The 21489-nt window shown below is 57.2% G+C and carries 24 protein-coding genes and 1 pseudogene; 16 read left to right on the top strand and 9 right to left on the bottom strand.

What is annotated here, in order from left to right; translation table 11 throughout:
• The first annotated feature begins 719 nt into the window (after positions 1-719).
• The 3 genes from DU29_RS01000000129345 to DU29_RS0101520 all read left to right on the top strand — a co-directional run bounded on the left by DU29_RS01000000129345 (position 720) and on the right by DU29_RS0101520 (position 2381).
• Entirely contained in the window at positions 720-1193 is a 474-nt protein-coding gene (locus DU29_RS01000000129345; protein ID WP_081832413.1) for a DUF2931 family protein, read from the top strand.
• A 17-nt stretch (positions 1194-1210) separates the two neighbouring features.
• Positions 1211-1861 (top strand): DUF2931 family protein, encoded by a 651-nt coding sequence (locus DU29_RS0101525; protein WP_028620104.1) that lies wholly within the window; start codon positions 1211-1213, stop codon positions 1859-1861.
• A gap of 253 nt (positions 1862-2114) precedes the next feature.
• On the top strand, positions 2115-2381 hold the full coding sequence (locus DU29_RS0101520) for a DUF2790 domain-containing protein (RefSeq protein WP_028620103.1): 267 nt from the start codon (positions 2115-2117) through the stop codon (positions 2379-2381).
• Between the two features lie 24 nt (positions 2382-2405).
• Here the strand turns inward: DU29_RS0101520 and DU29_RS0101515 are convergent, their stop codons facing one another.
• Complete coding sequence (locus DU29_RS0101515) at positions 2406-2675, bottom strand: DUF1652 domain-containing protein (protein ID WP_028620102.1); 270 nt, start codon at positions 2673-2675, stop codon at positions 2406-2408.
• Between the two features lie 304 nt (positions 2676-2979).
• Between DU29_RS0101515 and eco the strand changes: the two genes are divergently transcribed.
• Genes eco through DU29_RS0101500 form a run of 3 tightly spaced genes read left to right on the top strand, consistent with a single transcriptional unit; the run spans position 2980 to position 4143 of the window.
• Entirely contained in the window at positions 2980-3462 is a 483-nt protein-coding gene (gene eco, locus DU29_RS0101510; RefSeq protein ID WP_028620101.1) for a serine protease inhibitor ecotin, read from the top strand.
• A gap of 18 nt (positions 3463-3480) precedes the next feature.
• The gene (locus DU29_RS0101505; RefSeq protein WP_028620100.1) at positions 3481-3786 is read left to right on the top strand and encodes an NIPSNAP family protein; all 306 of its coding nucleotides are present in this window, start codon (positions 3481-3483) and stop codon (positions 3784-3786) included.
• A 39-nt stretch (positions 3787-3825) separates the two neighbouring features.
• Positions 3826-4143 carry a DUF2834 domain-containing protein gene (locus DU29_RS0101500; protein ID WP_028620099.1) on the top strand — a complete coding sequence of 106 codons (318 nt, stop codon included), beginning with the start codon at positions 3826-3828 and terminating at the stop codon, positions 4141-4143.
• A gap of 106 nt (positions 4144-4249) precedes the next feature.
• Here DU29_RS0101500 and DU29_RS0101495 read toward each other — a convergent pair whose 3' ends face one another.
• Both DU29_RS0101495 and DU29_RS0101490 read right to left on the bottom strand, forming a co-directional pair.
• Positions 4250-5401 (bottom strand): PQQ-dependent sugar dehydrogenase, encoded by a 1152-nt coding sequence (locus DU29_RS0101495; RefSeq protein ID WP_028620098.1) that lies wholly within the window; start codon positions 5399-5401, stop codon positions 4250-4252.
• A gap of 51 nt (positions 5402-5452) precedes the next feature.
• Complete coding sequence (locus DU29_RS0101490; protein ID WP_028620097.1) at positions 5453-5803, bottom strand: hypothetical protein; 351 nt, start codon at positions 5801-5803, stop codon at positions 5453-5455.
• 207 nt (positions 5804-6010) lie between these two features.
• On the opposite strand from DU29_RS0101490, the gene ku reads away from it, so the two are divergent.
• Positions 6011-6895, top strand: coding sequence for a non-homologous end joining protein Ku (ku, locus tag DU29_RS0101485; RefSeq protein ID WP_028620096.1), 885 nt, complete (start codon positions 6011-6013; stop codon positions 6893-6895).
• A 159-nt stretch (positions 6896-7054) separates the two neighbouring features.
• Here ku and DU29_RS01000000129340 read toward each other — a convergent pair.
• Positions 7055-7697, bottom strand: a pseudogene (locus DU29_RS01000000129340) (aspartyl/asparaginyl beta-hydroxylase domain-containing protein).
• Here DU29_RS01000000129340 and DU29_RS1000000133110 point away from each other — a divergent pair.
• From DU29_RS1000000133110 to DU29_RS0101470, 3 genes are all read left to right on the top strand, one after another.
• The gene (locus DU29_RS1000000133110; RefSeq protein ID WP_236645562.1) at positions 7602-8030 is read left to right on the top strand and encodes a hypothetical protein; all 429 of its coding nucleotides are present in this window, start codon (positions 7602-7604) and stop codon (positions 8028-8030) included. The pseudogene DU29_RS01000000129340 and the gene DU29_RS1000000133110 overlap by 96 nt on opposite strands.
• 412 nt (positions 8031-8442) lie before the next feature.
• Positions 8443-10032 carry an ABC-F family ATPase gene (locus DU29_RS0101475; protein WP_028620095.1) on the top strand — a complete coding sequence of 530 codons (1590 nt, stop codon included), beginning with the start codon at positions 8443-8445 and terminating at the stop codon, positions 10030-10032.
• Between the two features lie 272 nt (positions 10033-10304).
• Positions 10305-11492, top strand: a complete 1188-nt coding sequence (locus DU29_RS0101470; protein ID WP_028620094.1) for an MFS transporter — start codon at positions 10305-10307, stop codon at positions 11490-11492.
• A 107-nt stretch (positions 11493-11599) separates the two neighbouring features.
• Here DU29_RS0101470 and DU29_RS0101465 read toward each other — a convergent pair whose 3' ends face one another.
• Positions 11600-12634 carry an alpha/beta hydrolase family protein gene (locus DU29_RS0101465; RefSeq protein ID WP_028620093.1) on the bottom strand — a complete coding sequence of 345 codons (1035 nt, stop codon included), beginning with the start codon at positions 12632-12634 and terminating at the stop codon, positions 11600-11602.
• A gap of 162 nt (positions 12635-12796) precedes the next feature.
• Positions 12797-13408, bottom strand: a complete 612-nt coding sequence (locus DU29_RS0101460) for an FMN-dependent NADH-azoreductase (RefSeq protein WP_028620092.1) — start codon at positions 13406-13408, stop codon at positions 12797-12799.
• 127 nt (positions 13409-13535) lie between these two features.
• On the opposite strand from DU29_RS0101460, the gene DU29_RS0101455 reads away from it, so the two are divergent.
• Positions 13536-14444, top strand: coding sequence for a LysR substrate-binding domain-containing protein (locus DU29_RS0101455; RefSeq protein ID WP_028620091.1), 909 nt, complete (start codon positions 13536-13538; stop codon positions 14442-14444).
• Entirely contained in the window at positions 14441-14800 is a 360-nt protein-coding gene (locus DU29_RS0101450) for an MmcQ/YjbR family DNA-binding protein (RefSeq protein WP_028620090.1), read from the top strand. Before DU29_RS0101455 ends, DU29_RS0101450 begins: the two co-directional genes overlap by 4 nt.
• On the opposite strand, the gene DU29_RS0101445 is transcribed toward DU29_RS0101450, so the two are convergent.
• Positions 14797-15213 carry a DUF1294 domain-containing protein gene (locus tag DU29_RS0101445; RefSeq protein ID WP_028620089.1) on the bottom strand — a complete coding sequence of 139 codons (417 nt, stop codon included), beginning with the start codon at positions 15211-15213 and terminating at the stop codon, positions 14797-14799. The two genes, DU29_RS0101450 and DU29_RS0101445, sit on opposite strands and share 4 nt — an antisense overlap.
• Positions 15210-16040: an undecaprenyl-diphosphate phosphatase gene (locus tag DU29_RS0101440; protein WP_028620088.1), complete on the bottom strand. Its 831-nt coding sequence runs from the start codon at positions 16038-16040 to the stop codon at positions 15210-15212. The genes DU29_RS0101445 and DU29_RS0101440 overlap by 4 nt, the downstream gene beginning before the upstream one ends.
• Positions 16041-16327: 287 nt before the next feature.
• Between DU29_RS0101440 and DU29_RS0101435 the strand changes: the two genes are divergently transcribed.
• From DU29_RS0101435 to DU29_RS0101425, 3 genes are all read left to right on the top strand, one after another.
• Positions 16328-17962 (top strand): methyl-accepting chemotaxis protein, encoded by a 1635-nt coding sequence (locus DU29_RS0101435; protein WP_028620087.1) that lies wholly within the window; start codon positions 16328-16330, stop codon positions 17960-17962.
• A 351-nt stretch (positions 17963-18313) separates the two neighbouring features.
• Positions 18314-18877, top strand: coding sequence for a nicotinamide riboside transporter PnuC (gene pnuC / locus DU29_RS0101430; protein ID WP_028620086.1), 564 nt, complete (start codon positions 18314-18316; stop codon positions 18875-18877).
• Positions 18874-19398, top strand: a complete 525-nt coding sequence (locus tag DU29_RS0101425) for an AAA family ATPase (RefSeq protein ID WP_028620085.1) — start codon at positions 18874-18876, stop codon at positions 19396-19398. The genes pnuC and DU29_RS0101425 overlap by 4 nt, the downstream gene beginning before the upstream one ends.
• Positions 19399-19427: 29 nt before the next feature.
• Here the strand turns inward: DU29_RS0101425 and DU29_RS0101420 are convergent, their stop codons facing one another.
• Positions 19428-20753, bottom strand: coding sequence for a sigma-54 dependent transcriptional regulator (locus DU29_RS0101420; RefSeq protein WP_028620084.1), 1326 nt, complete (start codon positions 20751-20753; stop codon positions 19428-19430).
• A 345-nt stretch (positions 20754-21098) separates the two neighbouring features.
• Here DU29_RS0101420 and DU29_RS0101415 point away from each other — a divergent pair, with 345 nt between their 5' ends.
• Positions 21099-21365 (top strand): hypothetical protein, encoded by a 267-nt coding sequence (locus tag DU29_RS0101415; RefSeq protein WP_028620083.1) that lies wholly within the window; start codon positions 21099-21101, stop codon positions 21363-21365.
• The last annotated feature ends 124 nt before the right edge of the window (positions 21366-21489 follow it).

Below are 21489 nucleotides of genomic sequence, written 5' to 3'. Positions count from 1 at the left end.
AAATTTTATTGGCGTTTATGACACAGCTGCAGCGATCGCCAACCCGCTCATTGGGGATTTGGATGGTAATAACGCCTACAAATCTGGCATCAACATAATTTTAGCGCCAAACGCCGCAAAAAAATCGTACAATTGGTTGCCAGTCATGAACGACGTTATAATTCTGCTCTGAACAGCATTGGGGCGGCGGATATTGTTTTACCAGGCGTGCATTCGGACCTGGGCGGTGGCTATTTACCCAGGGCGATGGAGCGAATATTGCTCAGCAAACCTCGCAAAAGCGACATCGAAGAGAAATTATCTTTCATAGAATCGAATAGTTACAAGCTGGCCCAATAGGACTTGAGGCGTCTTACACAGGAACTTTCCCAATACAACCTCCCGCTGGAGGTAAGGACTTGGGAAGTCCCGTTCCGTGGCACTGGCAAGAATAATCGCAAAAATATGAAACATGTTTATGCGGCTGTCAGCAGCCAACGCGAAGTTCGCAGTGATCTGTCATTAATCTATTTTCGAATCATGCGGGAATTGGCAGTACAAAACGGCGTACCGTTTTTACAGATCCCCGAAGAAGATCCAAGATTAGCGCTTCCCGTCGAGCTCATCCCAATTTATGAGAAGCTGATGGAATACGCTCAGGGAAAAAGAAAAACGCCAGGTCTGACTTCACGAAGACCGCGGATGTAATTGATGTTCAAGGGCAAGTCTATCGGCGCGCCATGAGCGGTACCGCTGCGATACAGACACCTCCAAATAATGGCGGGAATCCGAAAGGATGGCCTGAAAATCCTGGATGGGGTAAAGGAAAGTACGTGACAGGCGCAGATTTACCCAAAAAAATCTATGTGCGTTGGCAATCGCTCGTCGAACCTCAGACCTATAAGATGGTAATCGAAATACCAGAGTCGACGAGGGAACTCATGCGCAGAGAAGAAAAAGTGTTTTGCGCTTTTGATGGAAAGTTTATAACAGACTACCGCGAAGCATTGGTTGTGAATTTGGCCCCCGGGGGGATCGCCAAGGTCTGGGTACTGGGCCCGTGCCTGCCACCGATCGAAGTGACCACGGTGAAAGCAGAGATTGATCCTCGTGGCCCCTATGAAGGTAAATCTGGTGGCAAGTACGACTCTCTCACTGATGTTTCCAAAGCCTATGTCGAGAAATTTGGTGTGCCATACGGCTCATGGGAGTGACCCGCATCAAGATCCTGATAAGTAATTTTATACGCGTCGCTCTTCCCGCCTTGCTGCTGAGTGGCTGCACATTCGCCAACAGCGAGTCAATGCCTTACGATTCTTGGGAATTGGGGTTTTCGGCCCCCGATTATATGGAGGTTTGGATCGAAACAGCGGATGTTGTCGATGTTCAGGACCATGTGTATCCACGTGCGTGGAGCGGAATTGCCTCAATATCAAAGCCTTCGAACAATTCCGGCGACCCGCGAGGCTGGCCTAAAAGAGCAGCCATCGGCGGCGGCAAGCGTGTGACAGGGGCTGACCTGCCCAAACAGATCTATGTCCGCTGGCAATCGCTGGTCGAACCGCAAACCTACCTGATGGTGATTAATATCCCAGAGGCTACTCGGGAGCTCATTCGCAGGGGAGAAAAGGTTTTCTGCAGATTTGATGGTAAATGGATCACTGGATATCGCGATTCGATCGATATAGGACTGGCGCCTGGAGGTATCGCCAAAGTCTGGGTGGGCGGTTCATGCCTGCCACCGATTGAAGTGACTATGGTCAAAGCCGTGATTGATCCACGTGGCCCGTATGAAGGTAAGTCCGGCGGACACCATCGGCCTCTTTCAGCCGTTTCCAAAGCCTATGTCGAGAAATTTGGGGTGCCATACGGCTCTTGGTAACTCCGGAAGCCTAATAACCCAATGAGGACTTTTTTTCAAAACTAAAAGAAAAAGAGCTCTGCGAATGCAAACACTGCTGGCTATTGCGCTTTTCTACGGGACTGTTGGAATCCAACACTCAGCTACGTTAACCACCGCTTAACCTTCCGGCCTAAAAATCCCTTGGACCGCACGCCACAGAGCTGTCTGACGCCCAGTGCGGCACACCCGACTCACCGTCGAGGTGACTCATTGTCCGCAATGGAGAACGTTCATGAACATGCGCGCTTTGCTAATTCCCACCGCCCTCGCCTGCACCTTATCTGTTGGTGTGACACACGCTGCAGACGACGTGTCGCCCACCGCAGCGTCGTATCGATACGGAATGCCGTTGCATGTGGCCAGGGTCATTTCCCTGACCGAGACGTCCACGGTGGAATGTGAAGTGGTGTCGGCCAATATGAAATACATCGATCCCGCCGGCCGACCTGCGGAGATCACTTATCGCAAACTGTCCGAAGGATGCCGGCTGCAAAACTGACTGAGATGCAGCGTCGGCGGGCAGTTACAGCGCGCGCCTGTTCGGGTGCAGAAGCTGAGCGTTCGTCTGACGCTGCAAGTCGGTGCGCAGGCCAGCAATGAGTTCGCTGATCGCGCGGCTACTGTTCAACTTGCTCGCGTTGATGCCGGTCACCAGCAGCTCGACCTGCTCAGTTCTCGTGTCGGCGAACACCTTAACCGTCATCTGCAGATCGGGTGACAACGTGCATTGGCAGCGTTTCGGTAAAAAACCGGTTTCAACAATGTTGCGAATTTCCAAGGCAGACAGAAACATGGCAGTACTCTCCTAAATGTGAGATAGCCAATTAATGATCAATGCTGGCTCTGTATAAATCCGGTCAGCTTCAACAGACATCTACAGCATAAAACATGCCTCAATTCCTGCGCTGCAGCTCATCGGCGAATCAAGGACTTAGCGAAATCACCCATCGAGTGCCTCATGCAATTTGCAAGATAGGCTTCGATTCTCATGCATTTTGCAAACCCGTCACTCTCGTTTGCATTGGCAGCAAACGGCAGTGAGAATGCAGTCTGTCAGTTCAGTATCCGCTGACCTCACTTACACGCAAGGAGGCAACATGGGTTCACTGACCTGTGTCACTACCGTTGGGCTGATCGCTACGGCGCTGTCCTCATTCGCTGACGCCGCGCCGCTTGAAAAATTTGCTCCATTCCCCAAGCCTGAGGATGGCTTCACCCGCCAGGTCATTCATCTCGCTCCACAAACCCGGGAAGACAGTTTTCAGGTCGAGATCCTTGCCGGCAAAACGCTTACCGTAGATTGCAACCGACAGCGCCTGGGCGGCATGCTTGAGGAAAAGAATCTCGAGGGTTGGGGTTATCCGTTCTACCGGTTGGAAACGGTTATCGGGCCGATGAGCACTCAAATGGCCTGTCCCGATGGCGAACGTAAGCAAGACTTCGTGCCGGTAGTGGGTGACGGCTTTATGTTGCGCTACAACAGCAAGTTGCCGATTGTTGTTTATGCACCCAAGGACGTCGAGGTTCGTTACCGAGTTTGGTCGGCTTCGGAAACAGTCGAGAAAGCCGTTCAGGAATAATCTAAGGGAGCGCTCGATTTGATTACCTGCCATGTCAAATATGTGATCGACCCCTATCAACTGCCGGAATTCGAGGCCTACGCAAAAGCGTGGCTGCGTATTGTGGAGCGTCTCGGCGGCACGCATCACGGATACTTCTTGCCCTCCGAGGGAGCGAGCAATATTGCTTACTGCCTGTTCAGTTTTCCTTCTCTGGCGGACTATGAAAGTTACCGGCACATCACGATGACTGACACGGAAAGTACCGCGTTGGTGGCGTTGTTAGTCGAGAAGAAGTTTATCGTCAGTTATGAACGAACGTTTTTACGGCCGTTGATGGCCTGACATGGAACTGCAAATCCATTTAAACCAAGGAAGGCCATCATGAAATCTGTCGCCCTGCCCCTGCTCGCTTTGATCGCATTCTCTGGTTATACCCTTTCGGTAATGATGCAGGCCGAGCAGTCGCTGATCGATTTTGGTATCAGTCTGATGTCCCGGCCTGATACTGCGCAGGTGGTGATTGATCTGTATTTGCTGGCGACTCTGGCGGGGATCTGGATGTACAGGGATGCGCGCAAGCGTGGGCACTCGGGTTGGTCTGTGTTGCCTTATCTGTTGATCACGGCTGTTTTTGTTTCGGTTGGGCCGTTGTTGTATCTGGTGGTGCTGGGTTGGCGGGGGCGGGAGTTGCGTGGATGATTTAACTTGACCGCTGCTGCGCAGCCGGACGCAGGCTGCGCCAGCTGCTACAGGGATCGCGTGGACGCAGGCTGCGCCAGCTGCTACAGGGGTCGCGTCTAGAACGCTATTTCAGGCCGACTTTGAGTAGCTCGCCGTCGTCATCATCGGTCAGCACGTACAAATAACCATCCGGACCCTGACGCACGTCGCGGATGCGCTTGTTGAGTTCACCCATCAAGCGTTCCTCATGCACTACGCGGTCGCCGTCGAACTGCAAACGGATCAGCTCCTGGGTGACCAGCGCTCCGATGAATACGTTGTGCTGCCATGGCTTGAAGCGGTCGGCGTCGTAGAATGCCATGCCGCTCAGGCCGGGAGATTTTTCCCAAACGTGATGCGGGGCGACGGTGCCCTCGGCTGTTTTGCCACTGGCTTCGGGTATCGGCTGGCCGGAATAGTTGATGCCGTGGGTCGCTGTCGGCCAGCCATAATTCTTGCCGCGCTCGATGATGTTGATTTCGTCACCGCCACGGGGGCCATGCTCGTTTTCCCAGAGCACTCCGGTCCATGGATTAAGCGCGGCGCCTTGCGGATTGCGCTGGCCGTATGACCAGATTTCCGGGCGTATGCCGTTTTGACCGACGAAAGGATTGTCGTCGGGCACCTTGCCGTCCGGGTAAATGCGCACCACTTTGCCTTGCAGCTTGTCGAGGTCCTGCGCCGTCGGCCGGTCGTTGTTTTCACCCAGGACGATAAACAGATAGCCATCGCGGTCGAAGACCAGCCTTGACCCGAAGTGATTGCCGACCGAGAGCTTGGGCTCCTGGCGGAAGATCACTTTGAAGTTCTTCAGCGTCTTCAAGTCTTCAGACAATTGCCCGCGACCGACCGCTGTGCCGGCCTTGTCGCCAGCACCGCCACCTTCGGCATAAGACAGATACACCGTGCGGTCCTCCTTGAAGTCCGGTGAAAGAACCACGTCGAGCAAACCGCCCTGCCCCTTGGCCCAGACTTTCGGCACGCCCTCCAGCGGCGCAGAGAGTTTGCCGTCTGCGCTGACCACGCGCAGGTTGCCGGGGCGCTCAGTAACCAGCATGCCCTGTTGATCAGGCAAAAACGCCAAGGCCCACGGGTGATCGAGGCCCTTGGCAATTTGGGTAACTTCGAGCGTCCCCTGTTCGCTTTTCAATTCCTGGGTCGACGCCGCAAAAACCGGCGATGCAGTGGTGATCAGTGCGCTGGCGCAGAATGTGGCCAGAAGGGTTTTACGCAACATGCACGATTCCTTTTGTCGTCAAAATGGCTAACAAAGCTTTATGCCCTGGGATCAACGGTTGCCGGTGGGTGCATCTCGGTGCGGTGGATTGGAAATGAATTTCGGCGGGCTGACGGGCGCCGAGCGGTCTTGCGGGTAGCGATTGCCGATGCCGCCATTGTCGAGCGTTGGCGGTCGCGGCACGGGCACGGTGTTCGGCCCGCGAATCGCCGGCGCGCTCGGTTGAGTGCCTTGCATGCTGTTGGGATTGGCCCGACGAATCGGGCTGTTGTACGGATTGCCGGCATTGCCCGTCGGGCTTTGCGCCAATAACAGGGGCGACGTGGCGACCTCAGCCTGCGCGGAATGACTCAGCACGCCACTCAACGTCAACACGCCAAGGCCAAGCATTATTCGATTCATGGCAACCTCTCTGTAGGCTCACATCAACAGCATGCCTTTCGATAGCACGCTACGCCGAGGGTTCGGATTTGTTAACCCAAACCTGTCCAGCAAGATGTAACACCCTTTGACCGTACCGCTGATCCGCCCGTATAGCCTGGGGTAAAGCCGCTGAAACTTTTTCGCGTGGGCGCCGGTCACCTGATCATCACTTGCGAGTAGACGACGATGCCACGTGCAATCTGGAAAGGCGCAATCAGTTTCGGACTGGTCCATATCCCTGTGGCGCTGGTTTCAGCGACGTCATCTCAGGGGGTGGATTTTGACTGGCTCGATGGCCGCAGCATGGACCCGGTGGGCTACAAACGGGTGAACAAGGTCACCGGAAAGGAAATCGACAAGGAGAACATCGTCAAAGGCGTCCAGTATGAAAAGGGCCGCTACGTGGTGCTCAGTGAAGAGGAAATCAAATCGGCGCACCCGCTATCCACCCAAACCATCGACATTTTCTCGTTTGTCGACAGCGAACAGATCCCGTTACAGAACATCGATAAGCCCTATTACCTTGCGCCGGACAAGCGCGGCGGCAAGGTGTACGCCCTGCTGCGTGAAACCCTGAAACAAACCAATAAGGTCGCCCTCGCCAATGTAGTGATACATACAAAGCAGCACTTGGCGGCATTGATGCCGCTGGAAGATTCAATGGTATTGGTGATGTTGCGCTGGCCGGAAGAAGTCCGCAGCCTCGACACGCTTGAACTGGGCAGCGACGTCAAAGACGTGAAATTGGCCAAAGGAGAGCTGGAAATGGCCAAGCGACTGGTCGAAGACATGGCCGGCGACTGGAGCCCCGAGGATTATCGCGACAGTTTTGAAGACAAGATCATGGCGTTGGTGGAAAAGAAAGCCAACGAAGGCAAGATCGAGGACGTGGAGACGGTGTCGGGCCAGGAGGAACGCAAGACTGCCGATGTTATCGATTTGACCGAGCTGCTTAAACGCAGTCTTGGCGGTAAGGCACCGGCGAAACCGGCGGCCAAGGGTAAAACGGCGGCGAAGACGACTGAGAAAGCGGCTCCGGCAAAGAAGGCTTCGAAGCGGTCGAGTGGTTGATGAGTTGTTGGATGGCCGCGGGTTTTGAGGTGAATCTCAGGGCCTCTTCGCGAGCAGGCTCGCTCCCACATTGGCTCTGTATGCGCCGCGATTTCATTGTGGGAGCGGGTTTGCGCTGTGCGGCATTCCGAATACGGCGTCACTAACGCAGTAGGCCAATTAGATCCAGACAAAAATCGCCAACAACCCGGCAAAGATCGCCCACTTCTCCAGGTAATACAGTTTGCGATTACGCTTCTTCAACGCTTTACCACGCAGACGGATCTTGTAGATTTTCGCGAACAAACGATTCAGTCCACCGGTCTTGTCGCCGACCTCGTTCGGTGCGCCGGCTGCCGACATCACATTACGGCTGAACCAACGATTGAACGCCGCCGCCCAGCGGTATTTCATCGGCCGCTCAATGTCGCAAAACAGGATGATCCGGTTTTGCTGGGTGGCGTTTTCCGCGTAATGAATGAAGGTCTCGTCGAAGATCACCGCTTCACCGTCACGCCAGTGATAATTTTCACCGTCAACGTTGATGTAACAACCCGGGTCGTTCGGCGTGTCCAGGCCTAGGTGATATCGATAGGAGCCCGCATATGGATCGCGGTGCCGCACCAGTTTCGAGCCCGGTGGCAGCTCGGCGAACATCGGCTGCCTTGATCGATCCGATGCTCTGCACCAGTTCGGTGGTGCGCGGGCACAGCTTCATCGCCGAAGGATGGCTGTCGCCGTACCACTTCAGATAAAAACGCTTCCAGCCGGTTTTGAAGAACGAGTTGAAGCCGACATCATCGTATTGATTCGAACGCTTGATCTCGCCCGCCTGAAGCAGGCTCTGCCCTTCCGCGCGGATCTCTTCCCAATGGATTTGCAACGGGCTGAGGTCCGGAAAATCGGCCGGGTCGAGGTAAGGCCGGTTGGGAATTTTCGAGCACAGATACAGGAAGCAATTGATCGGCGCCAGGAACGTCGAGTGGTCGCTCAGTTGCCGGCCCAGTTTGTGGCGCACGTGACCGCGCAGATGAACGTACGCAATCGAAACAACATAGATAGCAGCGATGATCAGTTTCAAGGAAATCGTCACACGTCAGAAGTGAACAAACTGCGCCTCTTCCGGCCATTCGCCCGAGGCTTGAGCAGCGTCTGAATTCGATCCAGCGTTCCTGAAGCGCGTCCTTGAGCTATGCCGACCACCGGCATCAGGGGAAAGATGGCATTTTAGTCACAATCTGTAACCTATGGTTAACCTTCAAATGTGAAAATCTGTCCACTCATGCCGCCAATGCTCCCGTGCGGCCTTAACGCCCTATCGTTTAAAGAGCCAGACCAGTACAATCGCCGCCAAACATTATGCGCCTCCCTTGGTTGATGACGGTTTGAAACGTCTTCAGCGCACTTTGACTCGGGCCAAGCGCACCTCATGCTGCTGTCCACTTATTGCCAGATGGACCTTCCGCTTCTGACCGGGATGCATTTCCCGTGGTCTGGACAACGGACACGGGTACTGAATCGGTACTGCCGCACCCCTGGATACTCTGAATGCTTCACAGGAAAAACCTTTGATCTCTACAGCTAACATCACGATGCAATTCGGCGCCAAGCCGCTCTTCGAAAACGTCTCGGTGAAATTCGGCGCGGGCAACCGCTACGGTTTGATCGGTGCGAACGGTTGCGGCAAGTCGACGTTCATGAAAATCCTCGGTGGTGACCTCGAGCCGTCCGGTGGCCAGGTCATGCTCGAGCCGAACGTGCGTCTGGGTAAATTGCGCCAGGACCAGTTCGCTTACGAAGAATTCACCGTGATCGACACCGTGATCATGGGTCACGAAGAGCTGTGGAAGGTCAAGGCCGAGCGCGACCGCATCTATTCGCTGCCGGAAATGACCGAAGAAGACGGCATGGCCGTCGCGGAACTGGAAACCGAGTTCGCCGAGATGGACGGCTACACCGCCGAGTCCCGTGCCGGCGAACTGTTGCTGGGCCTGGGTATCGGCATCGAGCAGCACTTCGGCCCGATGAGCGAAGTGTCGCCAGGCTGGAAACTGCGCGTGTTGCTCGCGCAGGCGCTGTTCTCCGATCCGGAAGTGCTGTTGCTCGACGAACCGACCAACCACTTGGACATCAACACCATCCGCTGGCTGGAAAATATCCTGACCCAGCGCTCCAGCCTGATGATCATCATCTCTCACGACCGTCACTTCCTGAACAGCGTGTGCACCCACATGGCTGACCTGGATTACGGCGAGCTGCGCCTGTTCCCGGGCAACTACGACGAGTACATGACCGTGGCGACCCAGTCCCGCGAGCAGCTGCTGTCGGACAACGCCAAAAAGAAAGCGCAGATTTCCGAACTGCAATCGTTCGTCAGCCGCTTCTCGGCCAACGCCTCGAAAGCCAAGCAGGCTACCTCCCGCGCCAAGGCGATCGACAAGATCCAGCTGGCCGAGGTCAAGCCTTCGAGCCGCGTGAGCCCGTTCATCCGCTTCGAACAAACCAAGAAACTGCACCGTCAGGCGGTCATCGTTGATCGAATGGCCAAAGGTTTCGACGGCAAGACGTTGTTTAAAGACTTCAGCTTCCAGGTTGAAGCGGGCGAGCGTGTGGCGATCATCGGCCCGAACGGTATCGGCAAAACCACCCTGCTGCGCACCCTGGTCAACGAACTGACCCCGGATGCTGGCACCGTCAAATGGACCGACGCCGCGGAACTGGGTTATTACGCCCAGGACCACGCCCACGATTTCGAAGACGACTGCAACCTGTTCGACTGGATGGGCCAGTGGACTCAGGGCGGCGAACAAATCGTTCGCGGCACCTTGGGCCGCATGCTGTTCTCCAACGACGAGATCCTCAAGTCGGTCAAGGTCATCTCCGGTGGTGAACAGGGTCGCATGCTGTTCGGCAAACTGATCCTGCAGAAGCCGAACGTGCTGATCATGGACGAACCGACCAACCACTTGGACATGGAATCCATCGAAGCGCTGAACCTGGCGCTGGAGAACTACCCGGGCACGCTGATCTTCGTCAGCCATGACCGTGAGTTCGTATCGTCGTTGGCGACCCGCATCATCGAGTTGAGCCCTAGCGGCGTGATCGACTTCAGCGGTACGTATGACGATTACCTGCGTAGCCAGGGTGTGGTGTTTTAAGAGCAGCTTTTAGTTTCAAGCTGCAAGCTGCAAGTCAAAGCCCTGTCCTGGTGATGGGGCTTTTTATTGGCTGAAGATCAGAAGATCGTTCCTACGCTATGCAGACCGGGACGCTCAGCTTCCCTTCTGGTGCCGAACGCGGAGCGTCCGCTGCGGCATTCCCACGCAGAGCGTGGGAACGAGCAATCCGAGTATATAGTTAGCCTGCTTTCCTTTATCTCACAGCCACGCCATGATGCTGATCTCCCACCGCCGCCCGCGAAAGAGCCCTCATGTCCGTGCAGCAACTGCCTACGCCGAGTTCCATGGCGATCACTCTGCAGATCGTTTCCATCGTTTTCTATACCTTTATTGCCTTCATCTGTATCGGACTGCCGATTGCGGTGTTGCCGGGGTATGTCCACGAACAACTCGGATTCAGTGCAGTTGTTGCCGGATTGACGATTGGCTCGCAGTACCTGGCGACTCTACTCAGTCGGCCGATGGCCGGGCGGATGTCGGACAACATTGGCACCAAGCGTGCGATTGTTTACGGGTTGTCGGGGATTGTACTGAGTGGCTTGTTGACCCTGTTGTCGGTGTTGCTGCAAAGCTTTCCGTTGCTAAGCCTGCTGATTCTGATTGCCGGCCGTTTGTTGCTGGGGGTTGCGCAGGGTTTGATCGGGGTCGGCACTATCAGCTGGTGCATGGGCCAGGTTGGGGTCGAACACACGGCGCGTTCGATTTCGTGGAACGGCATTGCCGCCTATGGCGCGATTGCCATCGGAGCGCCGCTGGGCGTGGTGATGGTCGCGGAATTGGGCTTCATGAGCCTCGGCATCGCTCTGTCGCTACTGGCCCTGTTCGCACTACTACTGATCCGTAACAAACCCTCGGTGCCGGTGGTTCGCGGCGAGCGGCTGCCCTTCTGGGCGGTGTTCGGGCGCATCGCGCCGTTTGGCGCGGGCTTGAGCCTGGCGTCGATCGGCTACGGCACCCTGACCACTTTCATCACTTTGTATTACTTGAGTCGTGACTGGACGGGAGCGGCGTACTGCCTGACGGTGTTCGGCATCTGTTTCATTCTGGCGCGACTCATATTCATCTCGAGCATCAACCGTTTCGGTGGTTTCACCACTGCGATTGTCTGCATGAGCATCGAAACCGTCGGCCTGGTGCTGCTGTGGCTGGCGCCGTCGACCGGGTTTGCTCTGATAGGTGCGGGCCTCGCCGGTTTTGGCTTGTCGCTGGTGTACCCGGCGCTGGGGGTCGAGGCGATCAAGCAAGTCCCCACCTCCAGCCGTGGCGCGGGGCTGAGCGCCTATGCGGTGTTCTTCGATCTGGCACTGGCGATTGCCGGTCCGTTGATGGGCGCCGTGGCGTTGAATATGGGTTATTCATGGATTTTCTTTAGCGCGGCGTTGTTATCAGTGACGGGGTTGGGTTTGACCTTGGTACTGAAACGCCGCGCGATGGCCTGATCGACACGCAATCTGTAGGAGCCGGCTTGCTGGCGATAGCGCCTTCGAGCACGCCATCGCCAGCAAGCCGGCTCCTACAGGGCTCAGGCAGGCCAAGATATCGCGATCTATTGATCAGCAGTTTGCAGACCGGCTCGGTTGGGTTTGCCGAGCGCATGGGCAAAAAACCGCCCAGCCTCGGTGATCATCGTCCGGTGAATGTCCTTGCGATCAACGCCATCCGCGTCGGTGCACAACGCCGGCATCGCGGCAATCTGCTCTTCATTGCACGGCGCCATGAACACGAAGTGCCCTGCCCCCGCGAGCAATTTGAAATCCGGGGCGATCGGTAGTTTGCGCGCCAGCGCCGCGGCGTTCTTGTCGAAGGCCACCAGCTTGTCGCCGTCGCCGCTGTAAAGCAGCACCGGCACGTGCACATCGGCCAGGGTATGCCGGCCGAACTTGAGGCTCAGCGGCGCCATCAACAGTAGAGCGCGAACGCGCGGATCCGCTACCGGTTGCAGGTCATCGCGATCGGCAATCAGCTCGCCTTGAGTGTTGCAGGCGTCCTGATCGTCTGGACGCTCCCTGCAATACTGGCGCAGACGCTCCAGATCAGGCGTCGCGCCCGACAGAATCAACGCCGTCTCGCCGCCCGCCGAATAACCAATGACACCGACCTGATCGGCATTGACGAATGGCGCGAGCATGCGATCACCCAGCGTTGCGGTGATTGCTTCAGATATCTGGATGGGCCGACCGTAAAGATTGCTCAAGGTGCCGAGACGGCTATGGTCTGTGGAATTATCGCCCGGATGAATCACCGCGACCACGACGAACCCCTTGCGTGCCAGAGAGGTCGCGAGGTCGTGCAGTGCCAGCGGCGTTCCGGTATTGCCATGGGACAACATCAGCAGCGGGAAACGGCCGATGGCGACCCGCACGTCTTCGCTCGCCTCCACTTCGTAACCCTCAAGCCTGCTGACGTGTTCGCGGGCGCTGGAAGGATAGAACGCGATGGCACGCATCGGTTGCAGATCCAGCGGATCGAGCACACTCATCTCATGGAAACCGACGCTCCAGTGATGCCCGCCAGGCGCGGCGAGCACTGGATTAAGGCTGCCGAGCAGGCACATCAGCAGAATCGCACAAAGACGCAGCATCGATGCAACACCCCGTTACCTGACCGAAGACCTTGGTTCCGGACTGCATACTCCGCGCCAGCACCGGTAATGGCCAGAAACAAAAAACTCCGCATCTGCCACTTGCGTGACCAGAGTACAGAGTTTTTTGGGTGTGGCTTGGTTCAGTACCAAGCTCAGGCCTTACGCAGCGGCGAACAGTTGCTCGCTGATTTGCGCCTGCGCGTCACTCATCGCTTTGGTGCGGACTTCGTCACCGTAGGCCAGGCCATGAGCGCGGACGAACTCAATGTCGGTGATGCCCAAGAAGCCGAACATCACTTTCAGGTATTCCTCGTGTGCCACGCCGGTGGCCTGACCGACATGCAAGCCGCCGGAGGTCGAAACGATCACGACTTTCTTGTTGCCACACAGGCCTTCAGGGCCGGCTTCGGTGTAGCGGAAGGTTTGACCGGCCACCGCGATGCGGTCGATCCACGCTTTGAGCTGGGTCGGAATAGTGAAGTTGTACATCGGCGCGGCAATCACAACGGCGTTAGCGGCGAGGAATTCGGCCAGGGTCGAAGCGCTGAGGTCCGCTTCGTGCTGCTGGGCAGCGTCGCGCAATTCTGCGGTGGTGCCGGCGGCAACCAGAGTATTTGCGGAGAAATGGCTGATAGCATCGGCAGCGAGATCACGATAAGTGACTGCAACGTTGGGCTCGGCAACCTGCCAGGCGTTAACCACTTCGCGGCTCAGGAGGCGGGAGGCCGAGTTGTCGCCGAGGATGCTCGAATCAATGTGCAACAGTTTCATGTGGGATCTCCAGGTGAGGACCGCCACGGGGCGATCTGATGAACTCATCCTACAGATGAAAGTAATAGCTGATTAGACGCCAATAATGCGATAGTTTGTCCCACTGATAGAACAATAGAGCCTGCAGATGCAAGATCTCAACGACCTGTATTACTTCGCCAAAGTGGTCGAAGCCGGTGGATTCGCGGCGGCCGGCCGCCTGATCGGCATTCCGAAATCACGGTTATCGCGACGCATTGCCGAGCTGGAAGAACGTCTGGGCGCACGCCTGCTGCAACGCACCACTCGACAACTCAAACTGACCGCCGTGGGCGAGCGCTATTTGCGGCACTGCCAGGCGATGCTGCTGGAAGCCGAGATGGCTGACGAAACGGTGGCCAGCATGTCCAGTGAACCGCGCGGACGCTTGCGGGTGTCTTGCCCGGTAGGCCTGGCGCACGAAATTTTGCCGGAGATCATCGCGCAATTTCTGGAGAAATGTCCGCTGGTACAACTTGAGGTGATGCTGCTGAACCGCCGCGTCGACCTGGTGACTGAAGGCGTCGACGTCGCCCTGCGCGTGCGCGAGTTGGGTGATGAAGACCCCTTGCTGGTCACTCGCCGCTTGCGTCAGGCGCAAATGCTGCTGGTCGCCAGCCCGGCGTTTTTGCACGGACAAGTGATCAATCAGCCCGATGACCTGAAGAAACTGCCGGTGCTCGGCGCCCTGGAAGCGGATCGCATGGTGCACATCCGCATGCTCGATCAGGACGATAAACGAGTTGACCTGAGCCTCGAAGCCCGGCTGGGCATTGATGACTTCATCGTGCGCAAAGCCTGCACGCTTGCCGGCCAAGGCTTCACGATGCTGCCGATGATGTACTGCGAACAAGAATTGAAGGACGGCACGCTGGTGCAATTACTCCCTCAGTGGTCGTTGCCGGGCGGCTGGCTGCAAGCGGTCTACCCTCATCGGCGTGGGGTGATGCCGGCGGTGCGCGCCTGGATCGACCATATGGTGGAATCATTCGACGCCTGCGGGGAGCGTTTGCTATGAAGGCGGGACTTATGAGCGAAGACGACGTTGCAGCTTTCTGCCTGTCACTGCCCGGTGCGCGGGAGGATTACAAATGGGGCGGCGTGCGGGTATTTTCAATTGCCGGGAACAAGATGTTCGCCTTGCAGAACCTGCGCGGTGATTCTCTGGCGTTCAAAGTCGACAAGGATGTGTTTCTGGGCCATTGCGACCGCCCGGGCATTCACCCGGCGCCTTATCTGGCGAGGGCGCAGTGGATCATCATGCAGACGCCCTACCCGCTGGGCGCCGCAGAACTGAAAGACTTGCTTCAACGTTCACATCAGTTGGTGGTGAGCAGATTACCGAAGCGCACCCAGGTCGGCCTGCTGCTCTAGAACAGTGCCAGCAGATTAGCGCCGAGAAACAGCTGATCTATCCAGAACACCTGATGCAGCAGCACGATGGCCCAGAACAGTATTTGGAACGAGACCTTGCGGGTTTTGTGCCGAAACACTTGCTGGGCCAGCAACGCGCCCGGCCAGCCACCGGCAAACTCGACAGCGTGCAGAACGTTTTCCGGCGTACGCCAGCGATCAGTGCGCGCCTTGCGTTTGTCGCCCCAATACAGAAAGAACGCCAGCAGGCTGACGATGCCGTAAGCCGCGAGGGGCACCATCGAAATCCCGCGCAGCCACATCGTCACTGAACCCGACAACGGCAGCGCGCACACGATCGCGAACACCAGCAGCTTCAGCCGTGGATTCTGGATTGCTCCTTTGGAAGGATTGCGCGCGCTGGCGTTATTCATGGCTGAACGGCGGTCCAGTCGACCCAACCGAATTGCCACGTGGCCAGAATCACCAGACCGAACGCGATCCGATACCAGGCGAACGCCGCGTAGCTGTGGCTGGCGATGAACTTGAGCAAACCGCGAACGGCGATCATCGCGAAGATGAATGCGGTGACAAAACCGATGGCAAACACCGGGAAATCAGCCGGGACGAACAGGTCGCGGTATTTGTAGCCCGAATAAACCGCCGCAGCGACCATGGTCGGCATCGCCAGAAAGAACGAGAACTCGGTGGCGGTTTTGCGCGACAAGCCGAACAGCAAACCGCCGATGATCGTCGAGCCGGAGCGCGAGGTGCCGGGAATCATCGCGAGGCACTGAGCGAAGCCGACTTTCAGCGCGTCCTGCCAGGTAATCTCATCGACTGTTTCAGCGTGCACCTCATGCTGACGCTGCTCGGCCCACAACATCACGATCCCGCCAACCACCAACGCCGCTGCAACGGTAATCGGGTTGAACAGGTATTCATGAATGAGATCGGAGAACAGCACGCCCAGAACCACGGCGGGCATGAAGGCGATCAACAGGTTGGCGGTGAAGCGTCGTGCCCCGGGCTGAGTAGGCAGGCCGGTGACCACATCGAGTATTTTGCGGCGGAACTCCCAGACCACCGCCAGAATGGCGCCCAGCTGGATAATGATGTTGAACGCTATGGCGCGTTCTCCGCCGAAGTCGAGCAAGTCCGCGACAATAATCTGGTGCCCGGTACTGGAAATCGGCAAAAACTCCGTCAGCCCTTCTACAACCCCAAGTATCAATGCCTGCACGGCGGTCCAAAGGTCCATCAATCCCCCAGGAGGCGATGCGCTGCGGCATGCCCCGATAATAATTTTAAAACGTTCACTGCGGTCAACGTGTCTGCCCCGCGCTTCTTCCTCGGACGACACCGAAAAGCATCGGTGAAATATCGTTCGGTATTCAGGTTTTCCCGCGCGGGGCCGAAATCCTATCAGACAAGCCTGATTAACGCTGCCACGTTATAAGACTTGCGTCGGACACGTCCGGAGAGCAAAGCGTGCAGGGATGCTGGCGATCATTTATGACCAGAACAAGAAACAGGAGTGACAGCGGTATGAACAGCTTGCGAACCATGTCGATCAGCCGCCGTTTGTGGCTCATTCTGATCGTGGCGGTATTGATGCTTTTGACCTTGGGCGTGCTGATGCTCAAGCAGATTCATGAGGATCTTTATGACGCCAAGGTGGAAAAAACCCAACACGTGGTGCAGACGGCCAGCGGCATTCTGACGTATTTCCATGGTCTGGAAACCGCCGGCACCCTGACCCGCGACGCTGCGCAAAAGCAGGCGCTGACCGCCGTACGCGGCCTGCGCTACGACCAGACCGATTACTTCTGGATCAACGATCTCACGCCGGTCATGGTCATGCACCCGGCCAACCCGAAACTCGATGGGCAGAACCTCGCGGCGATCCGCGATCCCGACGGCTTTGCGCTGTTCAATGAAATGGTCGCGGTGGCCAAGAGCAAAGGCGCCGGCATTGTCGATTACCGCTGGCCAAAACCGGGTGCCGACGCACCGGTGGAAAAAACCTCCTACGTGAAACTGTTCGAACCCTGGGGCTGGATCATTGGTTCGGGCGTGTATATCGATGACATGCAAGCCGAATTCGCCTCCCAAGTGTGGAAGGCTACATTCGTTGGGCTGGTGATTGCCACGATCATGGCGCTGCTGGTGATTCTGATTGCCCGCAGCATCGTTCGCCCTCTTCAGGAAACCGTGAGCGCGATGGCCAACATTGCCAGTGGGGAAAGCGACTTGACTCGCACCCTCGACACCCATGGCCACGATGAAGTGACGCAACTGGCGCAGCATTTCAATGCGTTCACCGCCAAGCTGCGCCTGGTGATCGGCGAGCTGCAAATCTCCGCCAGCGCACTCGGCCAGTCCTCCAGTGAGCTGGGTAACGATGCGGCCCAGGCGCAAGAGCGCAGCCAACAGCAATCGCAGCAAATGGAGCTGGTGGCCACGGCGATCAACGAGGTGACTTACGGCGTGCAGGACGTGGCAAAAAACGCCGAGCACGCGGCGAGTGAAATGCGCGATGCCGAGTCGCAGGCGCAGCAGGGTCAGGTCAACATTGACGGGAGCCTGCAGCAGATCGACAAATTGTCTTCGACGATCAATCAGGCCGTGGAAGTGATCCGCACCCTGGCAGCCGAAAGCACGCAGATCGGCAGCGTTCTGGAAGTGATTCGCTCCATCGCCGAACAGACCAATCTGCTGGCGCTCAACGCCGCGATCGAAGCGGCCCGAGCCGGCGAGCAGGGACGCGGATTTGCCGTTGTAGCCGATGAAGTCCGGTTGCTGGCGCAGCGCACTCAGAAGTCGACGGCCGAGATTCAGTCGATGATCGAGCGTCTGCAAAATCATTCGGAAGCGGCGGTCAAGGTGATCGGCGATAGCAGCCGCGCCTCGCAACTGACCATCGAACAGGCTGGCCTTGCCGGTGCGAGCCTGAATGCGATCGGCCAGGCTTTGCGCAATCTCAACGGATTGAACGCGTCGATTGCCAGCGCGACCCTGCAACAGGCTCAGGTGGTCGAGGACATCAACCAGAACGTCACCCAAGCGGCCGGCTTGTCCCACAGCACCGCAATGGCGGCAGAGCAATCGAGCATGGCCAGCGTTAGGCTCAAAGAGTTGAGTGAACAGCTGAACGGGTTGCTAAGGCAGTTTCGCGTTTAACCGCGCGGCATGATCTTGTAGCAACTGCCGAGGCTGCGAGGCTGCGTTGATTTTGTAGCAGCTGCCGAGCCTGCGAGGCTGCGTCCGGCTGCGCAGCAGTCGTAAACCCGGAGAACGCGGTTTTCCTGATGCACCGCATTGCCTGTTTTACGACTGCTGCGCAGCCGGACGCAGGCTCGGCAGCTGCTACAGGATTTGTGTCAGGCTTCGCAGGCTCGGCAGCTGCTACAGGATCCGTCAGCCTCGCTGGCTCGGCAGCTGCTACGGGGCTGGTGTCGGTCCTGGAGGTTCTCCTTTGGCTGCGCCTACCGTTACAATCGCCACCCTTCGCGACTTCCCCAAGGAAACTCCATGTCCGGGCTTGAACTGTTTGCCGCCGCCCTCGGTGTCATTGCCGTTTGGCTGACCGTCAAACAGAACCCGTGGTGCTGGCCTGTCGGGCTGGTGATGGTGCTGCTTTACAGCTGGATTTTCTTCGAAGTGAAGCTCTATTCGGACATGCTGCTGCAAGTTATTTACGCAGGTTTGCAGCTCTACGGCTGGTGGCAGTGGACGCGGGCGGGCGACGCGCATCAAGGTCGGCAGGTCAGTCGCCTTGGCACGCAAGCCGTGGTGTTCAGCCTGACCATCGGAGCCATCGGCAGCCTGTTGCTCGGCGCCGCGATGGCCCATTGGACGGACGCAGCGCAGCCGTGGCTGGATGCCGCGCTGACCGGTTTCAGCCTGGTCGCGCAGTTATGGATGGCGCAAAAGCGCGTGCAGTGCTGGCCGCTGTGGATTGTCGTCGATGTGATTTTCGTCGGCCTGTTTGTCTACAAAGGGCTGTACCTGACTGCTGCGCTCTACGGGCTGTTCACTCTGCTGGCGGTGCAAGGCTGGCGCGAGTGGCGTGCCGATCCGGTCTTGCGCACATGAAAGTCCTGGTGCTGACCGGCCCCGAATCCAGCGGCAAAAGCTGGCTGGCCGCAGAACTGCAGGCGCAGTTCGGCGGCCTGCTGGTCGATGAATACGTGCGTTGGTTCATCGAGCAAAATCCCCGCGAGACGACGCTGGCCGACATACCCGCCATCGCTCGCGGCCAGCTTGCATGGGAGGACACGGCCCGCACGCAGCAACCGCCGCTGCTGATTCTCGATACGCACCTGCTGAGCAATGTCCTCTGGAGCCAGACCCTGTTTGGTGACTGTCCGGCATGGATCGAACAAGCCCTGCTCTCGCGCCAATACGACCTGCACTTGCTGTTGTCTCCCGAACAGGTTGAATGGACCGACGATGGCCAGCGATGCCAACCCGAACTCAGCGCACGCCGGGCATTTTTCGAGCAGACACTGGCCTGGCTGGAGAAGCATCGACAACCGCTGCAAATCTTGCGGGGCGACTGGGCCGAACGTCGGCGCCAGGCATTCGAAGCAGTCAAACACCTGCTGGGCCCGTAACCGCAGCGGGCATTTTCGTTTCAACCGCCCTAGCGGATCTGATGCTTGTGCAGCAAACGGTAGAAAGTAGGCCGCGACACACCCAGCACGCGGGCGGCGACGCTTAGATTGTCGCTGTGACGATTCAACACATCGCACAACGCCTGGCGTTCGGCGCGAGTCTTGTAATCCTCAAGGGTACCCATCGGCGCGGAGACGGCGTGTTGACTGATCAAACCAAGGTCGCGAGCTTCGATCTGTCGTCCTTCAGCCAATATCAGACCACGGCGCACGCGGTTGGCCAGCTCGCGAACGTTGCCCGGCCAGTCGTGTTTGCCCATGGCAATCAGCGCGTCTTCGCTGAAACTACGCGGCCGCCGCCCGGTTTCATGGCTGTAGAAATGCGAAAAGTGGTTGGCCAGCATCGACAGGTCGCCATGCCTCTCACGCAGCGGCGCAGTCACGACCTGCAGAACGTTGAGGCGGTAATACAGGTCTTCGCGAAAGCGCTTCTTCTCGATGGCCGCTTCGAGGTCAACGTGAGTCGCAGCCAGAACCCGCACATCCACCGCAATTGGCTGACTGCCGCCGACCCGCTCAATGTGTTTGTCCTGCAGGAAGCGCAGCAGATTCGCTTGAAGTTCGAGAGGCAGATCACCGATTTCATCGAGAAACAACGTGCCGCCGTTGGCCGCTTCGATGCGCCCGACCTTGCGCTGATGCGCGCCGGTGAACGCGCCCTGTTCGTGGCCAAACAATTCGGACTGGATCAAGTGTTCGGGGATGGCACTGCAATTGATCGCGACAAAGGGTTTGCTGTGCCGTTGCGATTGCCGGTGCAGGGTGCGCGCGACCAGCTCCTTGCCGGTGCCGCTTTCGCCACGGATCAATACCGGCGACTCGGTCGGTGCGAGTTTGTTGAGCAATTTGCGCAGTTCACGAATCGGTTTGCTGTCGCCCAGCAGCTCGTGCTCAGGCTGATTGATATGAACCGTGCCCTGCCCGCGCAGCCGTGCCATGCCAAACGCACGGCCCAGAGTCACCTGTACCCTCGACACGTCGAACGGCAATGTGTGGAAATCGAAAAACCATTCACAGACAAAATCGCCGACGTTTTGCCGCCGCAGGACGTCCTGATTGAGCACGGCAATCCACTCCGTGCCACTGCGACTGATCAGCTCCTTGACCGCTTCCGGTTGGTCCAGATGAAAAGGTTGCAAGCGCAGAAGTCCGACATCGCAAGTCCGATCAACAGCATCTTCGAGCGTGCAGCTGTCGACGTCCCACCCTATTGATCGCAAGCCCGGAAGCAGACGATGACAATCATCACAGGGATCCACTACCAATAATCGTCTTGGAGCAGGCGCTTCGATCATGACTGTTCCTTGGCGTCAAATATAAGAAATAACATTAAAAACAGTCGTTTGGCGGACCTGGCTGTAACATTAGCAAGAATTTGACGGCGCCTTGTACCGATTGACTATAGCGTTTGTATAAAATCAGTTATAAGCAAAAATGCACTGTTAGCTACCTAACAAAGTTGCATCTTTCATTGTGCTTTCGCCAGCCAATCAACCATTGACCGAATGAAAGAAAGTTGAAATTTCTTTCGCTCAAGTGTGACCCGGACCCAGAGTTCGGACATCAGTACAAGTAACCAGCCGCACGGTAAGCCCAACCGACGGCACATCACTTGATTGGGCATAGAGAGAGACAATCCCATGACCGCCCCGCTCCGTATCAACGAAGCTCTTTTGATTGCCGACCGTGCATTCCAACCTTTCCAATGCGTGGCCTGGGCCCCACAGGACGGTAACGGCGAGCTCAGCCTGACCGTCATCGATCGCACAAGCACCCGCATCGGTCGCAAACAGATTCCCAGCAGTGCCTACACCGACCCGGCGCAACTTGAACACGTGCTGGAACAGGCGCGTGAAGAATTGAGGAGCGATGGCTACACGTTGCAATCTTGGTCGATGCCGCACTGATATCGGCGCGGATTACTGCAAAGGTAATCCGCGCTTTTTTTTGCAATGCGGTTGTGCCCGGCGCGTTTATTCAGAAAGCCGTAACTCGAACTACGGTTACTTGTCAGGCTTTGAAGTGGGTCGT

This window comes from Pseudomonas sp. Ant30-3, assembly GCF_000690905.1.
In the GTDB taxonomy this organism is placed as follows: Bacteria; Pseudomonadota; Gammaproteobacteria; order Pseudomonadales; family Pseudomonadaceae; genus Aquipseudomonas.
Note: the sequence above shows the minus strand (reverse complement) of the source record. Positions and strands in the feature narration are given on the sequence as shown.

Excerpts from the sequence above, each read along its gene's own strand:
- DU29_RS0101500 (WP_028620099.1), top strand. The coding sequence starts at position 3,826 with ATGAAATCTGTCGCCCTGCCCCTGCTCGCTTTGATCGCATTCTCTGGT.
- DU29_RS0101515 (WP_028620102.1), bottom strand. The coding sequence starts at position 2,675 with ATGTTTCTGTCTGCCTTGGAAATTCGCAACATTGTTGAAACCGGTTTT.
- DU29_RS0101445 (WP_028620089.1), bottom strand. The coding sequence starts at position 15,213 with ATGAATAACGCCAGCGCGCGCAATCCTTCCAAAGGAGCAATCCAGAAT.
- eco (WP_028620101.1), top strand. The coding sequence starts at position 2,980 with ATGGGTTCACTGACCTGTGTCACTACCGTTGGGCTGATCGCTACGGCG.
- DU29_RS1000000133110 (WP_236645562.1), top strand. The coding sequence starts at position 7,602 with ATGGCTGTCGCCGTACCACTTCAGATAAAAACGCTTCCAGCCGGTTTT.
- DU29_RS0101460 (WP_028620092.1), bottom strand. The coding sequence starts at position 13,408 with ATGAAACTGTTGCACATTGATTCGAGCATCCTCGGCGACAACTCGGCC.
- DU29_RS0101425 (WP_028620085.1), top strand. The coding sequence starts at position 18,874 with ATGAAAGTCCTGGTGCTGACCGGCCCCGAATCCAGCGGCAAAAGCTGG.
- DU29_RS0101465 (WP_028620093.1), bottom strand. The coding sequence starts at position 12,634 with ATGCTGCGTCTTTGTGCGATTCTGCTGATGTGCCTGCTCGGCAGCCTT.
- ku (WP_028620096.1), top strand. The coding sequence starts at position 6,011 with ATGCCACGTGCAATCTGGAAAGGCGCAATCAGTTTCGGACTGGTCCAT.
- DU29_RS0101450 (WP_028620090.1), top strand. The coding sequence starts at position 14,441 with ATGAAGGCGGGACTTATGAGCGAAGACGACGTTGCAGCTTTCTGCCTG.
- DU29_RS0101415 (WP_028620083.1), top strand. The coding sequence starts at position 21,099 with ATGACCGCCCCGCTCCGTATCAACGAAGCTCTTTTGATTGCCGACCGT.
- DU29_RS0101520 (WP_028620103.1), top strand. The coding sequence starts at position 2,115 with ATGAACATGCGCGCTTTGCTAATTCCCACCGCCCTCGCCTGCACCTTA.
- DU29_RS0101495 (WP_028620098.1), bottom strand. The coding sequence starts at position 5,401 with ATGTTGCGTAAAACCCTTCTGGCCACATTCTGCGCCAGCGCACTGATC.
- DU29_RS0101420 (WP_028620084.1), bottom strand. The coding sequence starts at position 20,753 with ATGATCGAAGCGCCTGCTCCAAGACGATTATTGGTAGTGGATCCCTGT.
- DU29_RS0101440 (WP_028620088.1), bottom strand. The coding sequence starts at position 16,040 with ATGGACCTTTGGACCGCCGTGCAGGCATTGATACTTGGGGTTGTAGAA.
- DU29_RS0101435 (WP_028620087.1), top strand. The coding sequence starts at position 16,328 with ATGAACAGCTTGCGAACCATGTCGATCAGCCGCCGTTTGTGGCTCATT.
- DU29_RS0101490 (WP_028620097.1), bottom strand. The coding sequence starts at position 5,803 with ATGAATCGAATAATGCTTGGCCTTGGCGTGTTGACGTTGAGTGGCGTG.
- pnuC (WP_028620086.1), top strand. The coding sequence starts at position 18,314 with ATGTCCGGGCTTGAACTGTTTGCCGCCGCCCTCGGTGTCATTGCCGTT.
- DU29_RS0101470 (WP_028620094.1), top strand. The coding sequence starts at position 10,305 with ATGTCCGTGCAGCAACTGCCTACGCCGAGTTCCATGGCGATCACTCTG.
- DU29_RS0101455 (WP_028620091.1), top strand. The coding sequence starts at position 13,536 with ATGCAAGATCTCAACGACCTGTATTACTTCGCCAAAGTGGTCGAAGCC.
- DU29_RS01000000129345 (WP_081832413.1), top strand. The coding sequence starts at position 720 with ATGAGCGGTACCGCTGCGATACAGACACCTCCAAATAATGGCGGGAAT.